The organism is Streptosporangium canum, from assembly GCF_900113865.1.
Classification (GTDB): Bacteria; Actinomycetota; Actinomycetes; order Streptosporangiales; family Streptosporangiaceae; genus Streptosporangium; species Streptosporangium canum.
Genome location: NZ_FOQY01000001.1, coordinates 31,522 through 45,588 on the forward strand (window position 1 = coordinate 31,522; position 14,067 = coordinate 45,588).

Genomic DNA, 14,067 nt, shown 5'->3' on the forward strand with positions numbered 1-14,067 from the left:
ATCCCATGGGGGGATCGAGTCCACGTCTCGCGCTGTTCGCCGCCGCCGCCATAGCACTCGCCGGCTGCGGCCAGACCGCACGATCACAACTGTCCGGCACGGCCACCGACTCGCCCGGCGCCTCGGCGGAGGCGTCACCACGGACATCGGAGGAGCCGCTGGCCCTGGAGGGCAGATACGAGCGGGTCATCGCCGGCGTGCTGCCCTCCATCGTGCAGATCACCACGACGAACGGCCTCGGGTCGGGCGTCGTCTACGACAGCTCCGGGCACATCGTCACCAACGCCCATGTGGTCGGCCGGGCCACCCGGTTCGAGGTGACGCTCGCCACCGGCGGCGCCCCCCGGGCGGCCAAGCTCGTCGAGGCCTTCGCCCTCGGCGACCTGGCCGTGATCAAGGTGGACGATCCCACCGGGCTCAAACCCGCCGTCTTCGGCGACTCCGGCAGGCTGCGGGTCGGCCAGATCGTGCTGGCCATGGGAAACCCGCTGGGCCTGTCCGGCAGCGTCACCGACGGCATCGTCTCCGCGCTGGGCCGTACGGTCAGCGAGCCCACGGAGGGCGAATCCCCCGGCGCGACGATCACCGGCGCCGTCCAGACCTCGGCCGCGATCAACCCCGGCAACAGCGGCGGCGCGCTGGTCAACCTCTCCGGCGAGGTCATCGGCATCCCGACCCTGACCGCCGTCAACCCCGAGCTCGGCGGGGGGCAGGCCCCGGGCATCGGCTTCGCGATCCCGTCCAACACCGCCACCGACATCACCCGGCAGATCATCAAGAACGGCAAGGTCACCAACACCCACCGGGCCGCCCTCGGCGTCACCGTGCAGACCGTGATCGGCTCCGGAGGCCAGCCCTCGGGCGTCGGCGTCGTGCGCGTGACCCCGGGCGGCGGCGCCGACCGGGCGGGCATCAGGTCGGGCGACGTGATCGTCTCGATCAACGGCACGCCCACCCCGACGTCACAGGCCCTGTCGGAGATCCTCGCCACCCTCAACCCAGGCGACCAGGCCAAGGTCGAGGTCCTGCGTCCCGACGGCTCCACCTCCACCATCGCCGTGCCCCTGAGCGAGCTTCCCGGCGGCTGACCGGCCCGAACGGCGGCGCGCCCCCGCACCCGGCCACCCGGCGCGGCTCCGCACGGGCACCCGACGGCCTTCACGGGCACCCGACGGGCCTTCGCGCGGTCACCCGGCGGGCCTTCGCGCGGTCACTTGGCCGTGAAGACGATCTCGACGCGGCGGTTCCTGGCCCGGTTCTCCTCGACCGGCTTGCCGGCCACGATGTTGGGCGCCTTCGGCCGCCGCTCACCGAGACCGGTGGCCTCGAAGGTCACGCTCTGCCCGCTCAGCAGGGCACGCAGCCCCTCCTGCACGGCCTGCGCCCGCCGCAGGGACAGCCGGTCGTTGTAGGCGTCGGCCCCCTGGTCGTCGGTGTGTCCCACGATCTTGACCACCCCTCCGGCCGACTCCGTCCTGATCCTGCCCGCGACTCCCCGCAGCCTCGCCGCCGCCTTGGCGGAGAGAACGGCCCTGTCCAGGGCGAACAGCACGTCGCTGGTGAGGGCCAGGGTGACCGTCTCACCCTGCTTCGACTCGCTCTCGCTACCGTCCAGGGACTCGACCTCCGCCAGGATGTCGTCGACCGGCAGGATGAGATCCTCCACCGGCGCCGTGGCGTCGGCCGGAGGTTCCGGCTCCGCCCACGCCGCCGGCGCGGCCCCGGCGACGAGGCCGCCGGCGAGCACCGCGGCGACCAGGACACGCCATACGGGCTCAGGAGATCGGGACATCGGTGAACACCCCGAGGATCGGGAACTCAACGTTGATCTTCTGGACGTCCGGCGGCGGCGCGGCGTAGGTCGCGTACAGCGGGAGGACCTCCCCGGGCTCGGTGTTGACGTCGTACTCCGAGCACACGCACTTGGCGGTGCCCTTCTCGCCCGTGCGGGCGACCCGGTAGCGCTTGGCGTTGGCCGGGTCGACGAGGCTCACCCCGGCCACCGTCAGGCCGAGATAGGCGGAGGTGTCCCCCATGTCGCTGCCCATATTCCATTTGGTGTCACCGGTGTTGGTGACGGTCCAGCTCAGCGTGACCAGCCGTCCCTGCCGGCGGAGGCCGGTGACGTCCACCTTCAGCTCCGCGCCGCCGGCCTTGACCTCACGGGTGGCGATCACCTCCCCCTGCTGGGGCGGCGCGCTGGCCGCCGGGTCGGGCGGCGCCTGCTCCCCGGACGGGGCCTGCTCCTTCTGCCCCGGATTCTGCTCCGGCGCGCCGGACGCGGCCGTCTGGGCCACCTGCCCGGACTGGCGCTCCTGCCCGCCACCACCGAACTGCTGGCCGTTGAGCACACCGCACGCCGTCAGAGCCACCACCAGACCGGGTGCGGCCACGGCGAGCGCGATCTTCCTTCGCATCCTGTGTCACCTTTACTTGTCGGGGTTCCGGGCCGGAGTCGAATGTACGGAGGCGACCTTCAGAATCCGTATAGCCCGCTATAACCACAGGCCACGGCGGCGGCGCGCTTCCCGTGCGAGCTCCTCCGCCTCGGCCAGACCCCGCCGGTCGCCGAGAGCGTCGAACTCTGCCACAGCGACGGCAATCCCGGCAAATGCCCCATCGACCTCATCGAGGTCGAGATTCGCGGCCGCCAGGACCAGCGACGCGCGGGCGGTCCCCCGGCGGTCGCCGTACTCCTTGAAGATCGCCAGAGCCTCCTCGGCCGTCGCCCGCGCCGCCTCCGGCACGCCGTCGGCGCGGGCCACCCGAGCCAGCAGCAGCAGTCCGGCGGCCTCCGGAAGCCGGTCACCCAGCCGCCGGTCGATACGGAGGCCGCGCTCGGCGCAGTCACGGGCGGCGGGCAGGCGCCGCCGCTCCAGGTGGACCAGGGCCAGCTCGCGCAGGGCCGCCGCCTCCCCCCGGGGATCGCCCAGGTCCCGGTAGGCGTCGAGGCTGATCGTCAACAGGTCCTCGGCCCGCCGTGCCGAGCCCAGCCCGCGCAGCGCGTCCGCCCGGCCCCGCGCGTCACCGGCCGACTCGAACTCGGCCAGGCACTCGGCCAGGCACCGCTCCGCCTCGGCGGGACGCTCCTGGGCGAGGAGGACCAGACCGAGCCGGTATCGCGCACGCGCCTCCTCCGACCTGTCGGCCAGGTCCCGGAAATGGGACAGCGCCGCCTGGAGTGCGCGGGCGGCCTCGTCCAGGCGGCCCTCGATCCGGTACAGGTCGGCCAGCGCCCTCAGCAGCAGCGCCTCGCCATGACGGTGACCCGCCAGCCGCGCGGCCTCCAGCCCGATCCGGTTCGTCGCGTGCCAGTCCTCGTGGTGGGCCCGCAGCTCGAAGAACGGCGTCAGGTAGAAGGCCAGCCGCCAGGCGGCCTCGGCCAGCCCCGCGCGGTGGAAGTCCGCGACGGCGGCGACCAGGAATCCCCGTTCGGCCCCCAGCCACCGGGCCGACTCGCGCAGATGCGTCGTCTCCATGGCCAGGCTCTGCTCCGCCGTGCGGACGAGGGTCCGGCCGGTGCCCGGTTCGGCCGGCAGCAGCAGGCCACGGGCCCGCCGTACCCGTTCCAGGACCTCACGCGCGACCACGGCGAGCACCCGCGCCGCCGTGCCCTCCTCCTCGACGAGGCGTTCGGCGGCGTAGAGCCGGGTGAGATCGTGCCAGCCGTACCGTTCCTGGCCCGCGTCGTCCAGCCCGCGCGCCTGGAGCAGGCCGGCTCCGGCCAGCTCCTCCAGTGCCCGGTCCACCCGGAGACCGCCGAACGCCGCGGCGGCGGCCCACGGCGCGACGTCCGGCCCCGACAGCGCCCCGAGGCGCCGCAGCAGCCGCTGCTCCTCCTCCGCCAGGCCGCGATAGCCGAGGCCGAGGCTGCTCCGCACGGCCAGATCCCCGGCGGTCAGCTCATCCAGCCGCCCGCGCTCGTCGTCCAGCCGTACGGCCAGGTGCTCCAGGGTCCAGCCGGGCCGCCGGGCCAGCCGGGAACCCGCGATCCGCAGCGCCAGCGGAAGGCCGCCGCACAGCTCGGCGATCCGCCGGGCGGCCTGCGGCTCGGCCCGCACGCGCGGATCCCCCGCCACCTTGGACAGCATCGCCACCGATCCGGCGGTGTCGAGCACGCCGACCTCGAAGGCACGGGATGCCTCCAGCCCGTACAGCGGGGACCTGCTGGTCACCAGTGTCAGGCAGCCCGGCCCGGTCGGCAGCAGCGGTCTGATCTGGGACTCGCCGACGGCGTCGTCCAGCACCACCAGCAGCCGCCGGGAGGCCACCATGCTCCGGTAGAGGCGCACCCTGTCGTCGAAGCCGGCGGGGACGGCCCCCTCGGGACAGCCGAGGGAGCGCAGCAGGTCCTCCAGCACCGCGCCCGCGCCGGCCGGCCGGTTCCCCGCGCGGAGCGCGGCGTAGAGGCGGCCGTCGGGGAACTCCGCGCCCAGCAGCGTGGCGGCGTGGACCGCCACGGCGGTCTTCCCCGAACCGGCGGGACCGTGCAGCACCAGATGGACCGGAGCGCCACCGGCCGCGGGCGCCTGCCGGGCGATCCAGCTCAGCACCTCCTCGCGGCCGGTGAAGTCGGCGATGTCGGGCGGCGTCTCCTGCGGAACGGCGCCGCGCTCCCGTCCCTGCCCGGCCAGCACCTTGTCGTGGGCCGTCCGCAGCTCGGGGCCGGGCTCCAGGCCCAGCTCCTCCACCAGCACGCGGCGGGCGTCCTGGTAGGCCGCGAGCGCCTCCGACCGCCTGCCCGCCTGGTGCAACGCCAGCATGAGCTGCCCCCAGGCGCGCTCCCTGAGCGGGTAGGCGGCGACGAGCGCGCGGAGCTCGCCGACGACCTCGCCGTGACGCCCGAGCGCCAGGTCGAGATCGATCCGCTCCTCGGTCGCGCCCAGACGCAGCTCCTCAAGGCGTACGGCCTGCGTCCGCCGGAGCTCGCCGGAGTCGACATCGGCCAGCGCCGGCCCGCGCCACAGCGCCAGGGCGCCGCGCAGCTCGTCGGCGGCCTCGGCCGTCCGGCCGGCGTCACGGGCCCGGCGTGCCCGCTCCACCATGCGGTCGAAGCGGTGCGCGTCCACCTGGTCCGGGGTGATCGCGATCAGGTAGCCGCCGGGGACCGTGCGGATGGTCTCGGCGCCGACCAGGCGGCGCAGCGCGCTCACGTAGACCCGCAGCACCGACTCGGCCGAAGCCGGCGGATCCTCGCCCCACACCACGGCGATCAGCCGGTCGAGCGTCACGACGTGTCCCGCGCGCATCAGCAGGGCGGCCAGGATCGCGCGGTGCTTGGCCGGGCCGGGCGCGGTGATCCGGTCGCCGTCGAGGATCTGGATCGGCCCCAGCACGCCGAACCGCACGGGACTACCCTCCCGTTCGGCGCACGTTGAACGAGCCGAACCTGACCCGCATCGCCGCGTCGCCGTCCGGTGCCGCGTGCACCCCGGTCTGCCCGGGGCCGTAGGGGGCGGCGTCGACGGCCTCGCCGGCGAGGGACTCGTTGACCCACATGCGCAGCAGGAGCCTCGACCCGTCGGGACGGCATTCGGCGACGATCCGGTTGTCCGCCGACGGTTTGACCTCCGCTTTCCCGGCCGGGCCGTACAGGACCGTGCCCTTCTGCCCGGCCTGCCGTTTGGTGATCGAGACCGTCCCGGAGCCGCTGACCGCGAACTCGTAGCGGTCACCGGTGCCGGCGTCGCCCCGGCACCAGACGCCGAACTCTCCCGCGCCCTCCGTCAGCCGCGCCGAGCCGCTGACCACCACTCCCCCCTCGGGCTCGTCCGGCGCGGGCGCCGACTTCCACAGCCGCCAGCCCGGATTGACGGTCAGGAGGTAGGACCCGTCCGCGACCTCCGCCCGCCCGGCGGCGGTGGAGCCCACCGACCAGGAGTGATCCGCGCCGCCGAAGTCGGCGTGGAAGGGCCACTCCCCGCCGGGGGACGCCACGGTCCGCCACGTCACCACCCCTGCCACCGCCACGGCGACGGCGGCCAGCCCGGCGAGCAGCGGCGTCCGCCACCCGCGCCGAGCGGGCCGGGTCTCTCCGAGAGGCTCCGGAGGCCGGCCGGTCCGGGTCTCTCCAAGGGGGACCGGAGGCCGGCCGGTCCGGGTCTCTCCGAGAGGGACCGGAGGCCGGCCGGTCCAGGTCTCTCCGAGAGGGACCGGAGGCCGGCCGGTCCAGGTCTGCTCGACCACCTGGGTGGCCGTCGCCGGAGTCATGGCCCGCCCGCCGACCAGCTCGCCGAGCAGTTCCGGGGCGCTCGGCCGGCGGGCCGGGTCCTTGGCCATGGCCCGCTCGACGAAGCCGCGGATCCGCCCGTCCAGGCCGTCGAGGCGCGGACCCTCGTTGACGATCCGGTAGAGGACCTCCGCCGGCGCCCCGCCGCCGAACGGCAGCCGCCCGGTCCCCGCGAACGCGATCACCCCGCCCCAGGCGTAGACGTCGGCGGCCGGTGTGAGCGTTTCCCCGCGCACCTGCTCGGGGGCCATGAACGCCGGTGTCCCCTGGATCCCCTGGCTCATCAGGCTGTCCCCGTCGACCAGCTTCGCGATCCCGAAGTCGATCACACGAGGACCCATCGGCGACAGCAGCACGTTCGACGGCTTGAGATCCCGGTGGATCACCCCCGCCCCGTGGATCGCGTTCAGCGCGACCGCGATGCCGACCGCCAGGGCCTCCAGGTCGGAGCCGGTCATCGGCCCCTGCTCCCGTACGGCCTGCGCCAGGTCGGGGCCCTTGACGTATTCGGTGACGAGATAGGCCACGTCCCCGTCGAGCCCGGCGTCCAGCACCGGGGCCGTGCAGAACCGGGCCACCATGCGGGCGGCGGCGACCTCGCGCTCGAAACGCCGCCGGAAGGCCGGGTCGCGCGCCAGCTCCGGGTTGATCACCTTCACCGCGGCCAGGCCGCCGGTCGGGGTGCTGGCGAGGTGCACGGTGCCCATGCCGCCGCGTCCGAGCACGCGCCGGAGCAGGTAGCCGCCGATCATCCGCGACTCGCCCGGTGCGGCCCGTTCCGAAGGGTTCATCGGAGTTAGCGTAGCTTTCCGGCGTTCCTCCCACTTTCCGGGTGTTCCTCACGCACCATCGGGGGAGGTCACCGTCAGGTCCGGTCGATGAGATGTGCTACTTCATGGCACCAGGTAGCACCTCAGGCGTACAGTCGACGTGTGAGCATGCCTGAGCCCGTTAATCCGGCGCGGATCTCACAGCGTGATCTGCGCAACCGTTCGGCGGAGATCATGGACGCCCTCGAACGCGGCGAGCGATTCGCCGTCACCCGCAACGGCGACCACATCGGCGACCTGGTGCCCATCCGTCGCAGACGGCGCGCCGTCTCCCGCGCGGAGTTCGCCGCCATGTCCCGTGGCATGCCGCGCCTGGACGACCGGGAGTACCGCGCCGACCTGGACCGTCACGTCAACGACGATCTCTATCGTCCCTATGACCGCGCGTACGGCAGGGGCGAGTTCACCGAGGGCCCGCGGTGACCCAACGGCAGAAGCGGGGGCGTGACCCGAGGACCGGCGGCCGGGCAGGGGCGCCGGAAATGACAACAGCGGCGTCCCCCTTTGAGGGGGCGCCGCTGACAGGGGGTCATCCGCCCCGGCTCAGGTGAGCCGGTGGCCGGACGACACCGAGGTGGTGGAGGTGGCGGGAATCGAACCCGCGTCCTTCAACTCCAAGACAGGGCTTCTCCGGGTGCAGCCTGCTGTGCTTTTCTCAGCCCCGGCGTTCACACAGGCAAGACGCCGACGGGCTCAGCCACTGTTTGATTTCCCGATCTTCCCCGTGGCCGGGTCGATCGGTTGAGCCTCCTAGCGATGCCGGATCCGGGCCGGAGGCGCTCCCGGGCCGGCAGAAGTCACTCGCTGCTTAGGCGGCGAGTGCCAGGTTGCCCTGGCTGACTTCGGAGTGCGTCTTATTGGCACTTGTTGGTCGCGGTCACAGTGTTAACGAGGTTATGTCCGCAGTCCTCGACCCGCTTCCCCTGACTTGCAAAGCCAAAGTCGAAACCAGTCACCCCCCTGTTGAGTTGTCAACCCGATCCCGAGGGACCGAGCTATCCGAAGATACCTGTTACAACACGGGTAACGCCAACTGAATTCCCATCCGGCAGGCCCTCCCCATGCCCGGGAGGCCCCCTGGGGGCCGACAGACGCCCGGAACCCCGGGGACGCGGCTCTGTCGCACGCGCCCCCGGAGCCGACCGGCAGGGTCGAGCCGGTCCGGACGGCAGGGCCTCCCCCGAGACGAAGCCCTGATCTCATCACGACGACCGAGCCCGCAACCCCCGAGCGGGGCTCAGTCACTTAGAAGGACGCAGACAGGACACGCGATGGTTGCTCGCAGTGATGAGAATATTCCACTGAGTCACAGTCCGGCGTGCAGGCCCCGGAAGAACCGCCCGGCGATGGCCGCCCCCGCCGTGGAGTCGGTGCTCTCGGCGAGCACCGCCACCGCCACGTCCTCCTGCCAGCCGACGAACCAGGCCAGCGGCTTGCGGCCCTGTGTCGCGGAGGCGGTGATGCCGGAGACCGGGTCGCCCGGAGCCGCCGCCAGGCGGGCCGAGCCGGAGGTCACGCCGGCGCGCATGAGCGTCTTGAGGGTGCTGATCGTCTTGTCGTCGATCCTGATCGCGTCGGGAGTCTTCACCGGCTCGGCCTCGGCCGAGGGGTCCGGCGTCTTCGGCTCGATGACCAGGACGGGCGGATGCCAGGTGCCCGAGGCGACCGCCCCGGCGACCAGTGCCATGGAGAGCGGGCTGACCGAGACGTTCTGCCCGGCGATGGCCTTGGCCGTGGCGGCGTCGTTGGTCAGCGGCCGCATCTTGCCGCTGAAGGTCTTCAGCGGAAGGCTCCACTGCGCGCCGATCCCGAACCTCGCGGCGCTGGCCGCCAGCTCGGCACCGTCGACCTTGCGGGCCAGCGAGGCCAGCGCGGTCACGCAACCGGTGGCGAAGTTGCCCTGGAGGCTCAGCGTGCTCCCGGCCGGCGGTGCGGCCTGGTGGAACTGCGCGCCGCCGACGGTCCGGTCGACCGGGCAGGCGAGCTTCTGCTTGAGACTCATCTGGGCCTTGAGAAGCCCCTCGACGGACATGATCGAGAAGAGGCTGCCGGCGTGGAACTTCCCGGCGAGCGCGTGCCTCTCCTGGTGGTACTCCTTCGTGCTGGCGACGGCCAGCACGTTGCCGGTGGAGGCCTGGACCGCGACCAGCATGGCCGGCGAGCCGCCGAGCAGGGCGCTGTCGGCGACCTTCTGCATGGGGCGGTCGAGCGTGGTGCGCACCGACGAGGTGGCCCGGCCCGGACGCCACTTGCGCAGCTCGGCCACCGTCTTCGACGTCTTGGTGTCCAGGATGATCACGCTGGTCTCGGTCGAGCCGGTGAGGTATTCCTGGTATGCCTTCTGCAGCCCGCTCCGGCCGACCGTGTCTCCGGCCCGCTGCGGGCCGCCGAGCTGCTGCTCGGTCTCCGGGGTGACGGCGGTGACGGCGCCGACGATCTGGGCGGGCGAGTCGGGGGCGACCGGCAGCGACTCCGGGCTTATCTGGAGGCCCGGGATCGCCTCGAGCTGGGTGCGGAGCTGGGCGTACTTGGCGCGGCCGAAGGTGACCAGCGGGACCTGGACGTTGGGGATCGCCGAGCGGATCCGGCTCAGCAGGCGGTCCTGCGGGAAACCAGTGATCTTGGAGAGCTGCCTGCAGACCGCGACCTCGTCCTTCAGCAGGGACGGGATGACGTTGGCCACGTAAAGGGTGGCCTCCTGCTGGAGCGGGTCGTTGTTGCGGTCGAGGATCGGCTGGCGCCCCTGCGGCTTGACGTCCACGGCGAACCGCTGGCCCTCGCGCAGCTGGGGGTGGATCACGCTGGGCGACCAGCGCACCTTCCAGTGGCCGTCCACCAGGTGCAGGGGGAGCTTTCCGGCGTACTCCCAGAGGGGGTTGTTCTCCCCCAGGTCGACCTCGGCCGCGAAGTCGGCCTCGGTCTGCTCCCCCGCGCTCCGGATCCCCTTGAGCCTGAAGCGGAACGAGGCCGCGTCAAGGTGGACCTTGGCGTCCTCCAGGGCCTGACGGACCGCCTTCTGGTCCCCGTCGGTCCGCCGGGCGGCCGCGGCGTAGTCGCCCGTCTGCCAGCCGACCAGGAAGTCACGCACCGCCTCGTGGGCCGACGGCTCCTCGAAACACGCGGACAGCATGGGGACCGTCGCCGCCAGCGTGAGCGCCGCGGCGACGGCCCGCCGAGCCTTCCCCGTCACAATTACCTGTTCCTGTACCTCAGTGAGCGGGCCATCTCACGCTTGGCCTGATTCTCGGCCAGCGTCTGCCGCTTGTCCCAGTCCTTCTTGCCCTTCGCAAGACCAATCTCGATCTTGGCCTTGCCGTCCTTGAAGTAGATCGCGAGCGGTATCAGTGTGAGACCGCCCTCCTTGGTCTTGGAGACCAGCTTGTCGATCTCCTTACGGTGCAACAGCAGCTTGCGGGTGCGGCGCGCCGCGTGGTTCGTCCACGTCCCCATGGTGTATTCGGGGATGTGGACGTTGATCAACCAGGCCTCGCCGTCCTTGATGACCGCGTAGCCGTCGATGAGGGAGGCGCGGCCAAGGCGCAGCGACTTGACCTCGGTGCCCTGCAGCACGAGACCAGCTTCGTAGGTGTCCTCGATGTGGTAGTCGTGCCAGGCACGCTTGTTCTGGGCGATGACCTTCCGCCCGGTCTCACGTGGCATGCCCCCGAGCCTACCGGGGACCGGAGCGGCGAGCCGCGCCCGAGAGCCCGAGCGCGCTCGACGGGCGAGCCATCAGCACGGCCGCGTCACACCCGCAGGTAGCGGCGGAGCGTGATGAACGAGGCGAGCACACAGATGACCACACCGATGACCATTGTGAGAGTGATCACCGTGGCCACGGTCTCCCACGTGAGCGGGGTGTTGGCCAGGTACGCCTGCACCTTGTCGAAGAGGAACACCTTGCTGATGATCAGCAGCAGCGCGGCCACCACACCGCCGAGCAGGCCGGCGATGACCCCCTCCATCACGAACGGGAGCTGGATGTAGAGGTTGGAGGCGCCGACCAGCCGCATGATCCCGGTCTCGCGCCTGCGGTTGTAGGCGGACAGCCGGACCGTGTTGCCGATCAGCAGCGCGGCCGCGAAGACCAGGATGACCGCGATCACCAGGGCGGCCCAGCGGAGACTCTCCAGCAGCCCGAAGAAATTCTCCAGGATCGCCTTCTGGTTGACCACGTTGGAGACCCCGGCGGCGCCCTTGAGCGAGTCGATCACCGCGCCGTAGGTGTCGGGGTCCTTGAGCTTGACCCGGAACGACTCCGGCATGTCCCCGACCTGGATCGCGGAGAGCATCACGGTGTTGCCGGCGTTCTGCGCGCGGAAGTTCGCGTAGGCCTTGGCGGCGTCCTCGAACTCCACCCGCTCGACCTGCGGCATGCTCTCGATCTGCGTCTTGAGCGCGGCCTGCTCCTGCGCGTTCACGCCGCCGCTGCCCTTGCACTGCGGGAAGGCGTCGTTCTTCTTGCACAGGAAGACCGAGACCTCGACCTTGTCCGACCAGTGGTCCTTCATGCCGGAGATCTGAGAGTTGATCATCAGACCCACGCCCAGCAGCGCCATGCCGATGGCCACGGTCACGATGACCGCGATGGTCATCGTGAGGTTACGGCGGAGGCCAATCCAGACCTCGGAGAAGATGAAGTTTGCCCGCATGCTCTTCCTGTCGCTCTTCTGGTCCTGGTCTCAGTACGCCTGGCCGTACACGCCACGCGACTGGTCACGGACGATCTTTCCGTCCTCCAGTTCCACTACGCGCTTGCGCATGGAGTCGACGATGGCCGCGTCGTGCGTGGCCATGACGACCGTGGTACCGGTCCGGTTGATCCGGTCGAGCACCTTCATGATGCCGATGCTCGTCGCCGGGTCGATGTTTCCGGTCGGCTCGTCGGCAAGCAGGATCATAGGCCGGTTGACGAAGGCGCGGGCCATCGCGACCCGCTGCTGCTCGCCACCGGACAGCTCGTCGGGCATCCGGTGGGCCTTGCCCTCCAGGCCGACGAGCTCGACGACCTCGGGCACGACCTTGCGGATGAACCGGCGCGGCTTGCCGATGACCTCCAGGGCGAACGCGACGTTCTCGTAGACGTTCTTGTTCGGCAGGAGCCGGAAGTCCTGGAAGACGCAGCCGATCCGGCGGCGCAGGTGGGGGATCTTGAAGTTGGACAGTCGGGCGAGGTCCTTGCCGGCCACATGGATCGCTCCGGAGTTGGGGCGCTCCTCCTTCAGGACCAGGCGTAGAAAGGTCGACTTCCCGGACCCCGAAGGGCCGACGAGGAACACGAACTCGCCCTTGTCGACATCGACGCTGACGTGGTCCAACGCGGGCCGGTTCTGGTTCGCGTAGACCTTGGTGACATTATCAAAATGGATCACGGGCGCATCACGGCATGCCAGTCTAGGGGTTAGGACGGTCGCGGGAGTGGCAGAGGTCCACTTCCGCCTCTCGCCGGCCGGGGGGCGCCGGTCTTTACTCTTGATCGACGTTCCGGTTGGCCGGAGCCCAGTCTAGGGGGAAGACTGGCATGGAAAGTCCATAACGGAAACAAAACGATTCGGCGCCCGGTAACGACCACATAAAGTAGTTCTTACCTCGGAGAGGGAGGACATCATGAGCTGTGAGGACCTGGTCTGCGCGGGGTGCGCCCACCCTGTGGCGGAGGGCCGCTGCCCGCTGTGCCGCGCCAACCGCGAGCGGATGCACCATCACGGACTGGGCGGGATGACCCCCGCGCTCGTCTCCCTGGCGCTGATCGCGCTGTTCTTCCTCACCCTCGCCCTCAAGCACCTCTCGGGCGCCTGAGGCGTCTCACGGGCCTCTGAGAGGCTTCCGGAGCGCCTCGCGACCCCCGGACCCCGCTCTCATCAGCCGGCCCTCAGGGGCCGGCTACTGGTCGACGCCCGACTCCTGGCGGCGGGTCCACCGGATCTCGGCCTCGATGAACTCGTCGAGGTCGCCGTCGAGCACCGAGCTCGGGTTGCCCGCCTCGGTGCCGGTCCGCAGGTCCTTGACGATCTGGTACGGATGCAGCACGTAGTTGCGGATCTGGGTGCCCCACGAGGTGGTGGCCTCGCCCCGGATCTCGTTCAGCGCCGCGGCCTCCTCCTGCCGCTTGCGCTCCAGCAGCTTGGACTGCAGGACCGCCATCGCGGTCGCCTTGTTCTGGAGCTGGGAGCGCTCGTTCTGGCAGGAGACCACGATGCCGGTGGGCAGGTGGGTCAGGCGGACGGCGGAGTCGGTGGTGTTGACACCCTGGCCGCCGGGGCCGGAGGAGCGGTAGACGTCGACGCGCAGGTCGTCCTCGTTGATGTCGATGTGGTCGGTCGTCTCGACGACCGGCACCACGTCGACGCCCGCGAAGGAGGTCTGGCGGCGGCCCTGGTTGTCGAACGGGCTGATGCGGACCAGCCGGTGCGTGCCGTGCTCGCCGCGGAGCGTGCCGTAGGCGTACGGCGCCTTCACGGTGAAGGTCGTCGACTTGATCCCGGCCTCCTCGGCGTAGGAGGTCTCGTAGACCTCCGTCGGGTAGCCCTTGCGCTCGGCCCAGCGCAGATACATCCGCTGGAGCATCTGGGCCCAGTCGGCGGCGTCCACGCCACCGGCCTGGGACTGGATCGTGACGACCGCCTCACGCGCGTCGTACTCGCCCGAGAGCAGGGTGCGGACCTCGAGGGCGCCGATGTCGCTCCTCAGGGAGTCCAGCTCGCGGTCGGCCTCCTCGCGGGTCTCCTCGTCGTCCTCGGCGGCGGCGAGCTCGTACAGGACGGCCAGGTCCTCCAGGCGCTGCCCCAGGGACTCGACCCTGTTGACCTCGCCCTGCAGGTAGGAGAGCTTGCTGGTGACCTTCTGGGCGCGCTCCTGGTCGTTCCACAGGTCGGGCGCGGCGGCCTGCTCCCCGAGCTCCTCGAGCTGCTTGCGTATCGCGTCGAGGTCGAGCACGTCCTGAATGCTGTTCAGTGTGCCGGTAAGCTCGGTGATCTCTTCTGCCGGATCGATGAGTGCCACGTCTGT

12 protein-coding genes and 1 other RNA gene are annotated in these 14,067 nt (G+C 71.1%); 3 read left to right on the plus strand and 10 right to left on the minus strand.

What is annotated here, in order from left to right:
• Window positions 1-5: 5 nt before the first annotated feature.
• A complete protein-coding gene (locus BM085_RS00105; RefSeq protein WP_093885019.1) occupies window positions 6-1,088 on the plus strand; it encodes a S1C family serine protease in 1,083 nt (360 codons plus the stop codon).
• Between the two features lie 122 nt (window positions 1,089-1,210).
• Here BM085_RS00105 and BM085_RS00110 read toward each other — a convergent pair whose 3' ends face one another.
• The 4 genes from BM085_RS00110 to BM085_RS00125 all read right to left on the minus strand — a co-directional run bounded on the left by BM085_RS00110 (window position 1,211) and on the right by BM085_RS00125 (window position 7,020).
• On the minus strand, window positions 1,211-1,792 hold the full coding sequence (locus BM085_RS00110; protein ID WP_093885020.1) for an OmpA family protein: 582 nt from the start codon (window positions 1,790-1,792) through the stop codon (window positions 1,211-1,213).
• Complete coding sequence (locus tag BM085_RS00115; protein ID WP_093885021.1) at window positions 1,776-2,417, minus strand: hypothetical protein; 642 nt, start codon at window positions 2,415-2,417, stop codon at window positions 1,776-1,778. The genes BM085_RS00110 and BM085_RS00115 overlap by 17 nt, the downstream gene beginning before the upstream one ends.
• A 78-nt stretch (window positions 2,418-2,495) precedes the next feature.
• On the minus strand, window positions 2,496-5,348 hold the full coding sequence (locus tag BM085_RS00120; RefSeq protein ID WP_093885022.1) for an AfsR/SARP family transcriptional regulator: 2,853 nt from the start codon (window positions 5,346-5,348) through the stop codon (window positions 2,496-2,498).
• A gap of 4 nt (window positions 5,349-5,352) precedes the next feature.
• A complete protein-coding gene (locus BM085_RS00125) occupies window positions 5,353-7,020 on the minus strand; it encodes a serine/threonine-protein kinase (protein ID WP_093885023.1) in 1,668 nt (555 codons plus the stop codon).
• 147 nt (window positions 7,021-7,167) lie between these two features.
• Here BM085_RS00125 and BM085_RS00130 point away from each other — a divergent pair, with 147 nt between their 5' ends.
• Complete coding sequence (locus tag BM085_RS00130) at window positions 7,168-7,482, plus strand: type II toxin-antitoxin system Phd/YefM family antitoxin (RefSeq protein ID WP_093885024.1); 315 nt, start codon at window positions 7,168-7,170, stop codon at window positions 7,480-7,482.
• Window positions 7,483-7,634: 152 nt separating this feature from the next.
• Here the strand turns inward: BM085_RS00130 and ssrA are convergent.
• From ssrA to ftsE, 5 genes are all read right to left on the minus strand, one after another.
• Window positions 7,635-8,019, minus strand: a transfer-messenger RNA (tmRNA) gene (ssrA, locus tag BM085_RS00135).
• Window positions 8,020-8,365: 346 nt separating this feature from the next.
• Window positions 8,366-10,249: a penicillin-binding transpeptidase domain-containing protein gene (locus BM085_RS00140; RefSeq protein ID WP_093885025.1), complete on the minus strand. Its 1,884-nt coding sequence runs from the start codon at window positions 10,247-10,249 to the stop codon at window positions 8,366-8,368.
• A gap of 2 nt (window positions 10,250-10,251) precedes the next feature.
• Window positions 10,252-10,719, minus strand: a complete 468-nt coding sequence (gene smpB, locus BM085_RS00145) for an SsrA-binding protein SmpB (protein WP_031162459.1) — start codon at window positions 10,717-10,719, stop codon at window positions 10,252-10,254.
• Between the two features lie 86 nt (window positions 10,720-10,805).
• A complete protein-coding gene (gene ftsX / locus BM085_RS00150; RefSeq protein ID WP_093885026.1) occupies window positions 10,806-11,711 on the minus strand; it encodes a permease-like cell division protein FtsX in 906 nt (301 codons plus the stop codon).
• A gap of 30 nt (window positions 11,712-11,741) precedes the next feature.
• Window positions 11,742-12,431 (minus strand): cell division ATP-binding protein FtsE, encoded by a 690-nt coding sequence (gene ftsE, locus BM085_RS00155; protein ID WP_012888192.1) that lies wholly within the window; start codon window positions 12,429-12,431, stop codon window positions 11,742-11,744.
• A gap of 235 nt (window positions 12,432-12,666) precedes the next feature.
• Here ftsE and BM085_RS00160 point away from each other — a divergent pair, with 235 nt between their 5' ends.
• Window positions 12,667-12,858 carry a hypothetical protein gene (locus tag BM085_RS00160; RefSeq protein WP_012888191.1) on the plus strand — a complete coding sequence of 64 codons (192 nt, stop codon included), beginning with the start codon at window positions 12,667-12,669 and terminating at the stop codon, window positions 12,856-12,858.
• Window positions 12,859-12,942: 84 nt separating this feature from the next.
• Here BM085_RS00160 and prfB read toward each other — a convergent pair whose 3' ends face one another.
• Entirely contained in the window at window positions 12,943-14,061 is a 1,119-nt protein-coding gene (gene prfB, locus BM085_RS00165) for a peptide chain release factor 2 (protein WP_093885027.1), read from the minus strand.
• Window positions 14,062-14,067 lie beyond the last annotated feature (6 nt).

Excerpts from the sequence above, each read along its gene's own strand:
- ftsX (WP_093885026.1), bottom strand. The coding sequence starts at position 11,711 with ATGCGGGCAAACTTCATCTTCTCCGAGGTCTGGATTGGCCTCCGCCGT.
- BM085_RS00130 (WP_093885024.1), top strand. The coding sequence starts at position 7,168 with ATGCCTGAGCCCGTTAATCCGGCGCGGATCTCACAGCGTGATCTGCGC.
- BM085_RS00105 (WP_093885019.1), top strand. The coding sequence starts at position 6 with ATGGGGGGATCGAGTCCACGTCTCGCGCTGTTCGCCGCCGCCGCCATA.
- smpB (WP_031162459.1), bottom strand. The coding sequence starts at position 10,719 with ATGCCACGTGAGACCGGGCGGAAGGTCATCGCCCAGAACAAGCGTGCC.
- BM085_RS00115 (WP_093885021.1), bottom strand. The coding sequence starts at position 2,417 with ATGCGAAGGAAGATCGCGCTCGCCGTGGCCGCACCCGGTCTGGTGGTG.
- BM085_RS00160 (WP_012888191.1), top strand. The coding sequence starts at position 12,667 with ATGAGCTGTGAGGACCTGGTCTGCGCGGGGTGCGCCCACCCTGTGGCG.
- BM085_RS00125 (WP_093885023.1), bottom strand. The coding sequence starts at position 7,020 with ATGAACCCTTCGGAACGGGCCGCACCGGGCGAGTCGCGGATGATCGGC.
- BM085_RS00110 (WP_093885020.1), bottom strand. The coding sequence starts at position 1,792 with ATGTCCCGATCTCCTGAGCCCGTATGGCGTGTCCTGGTCGCCGCGGTG.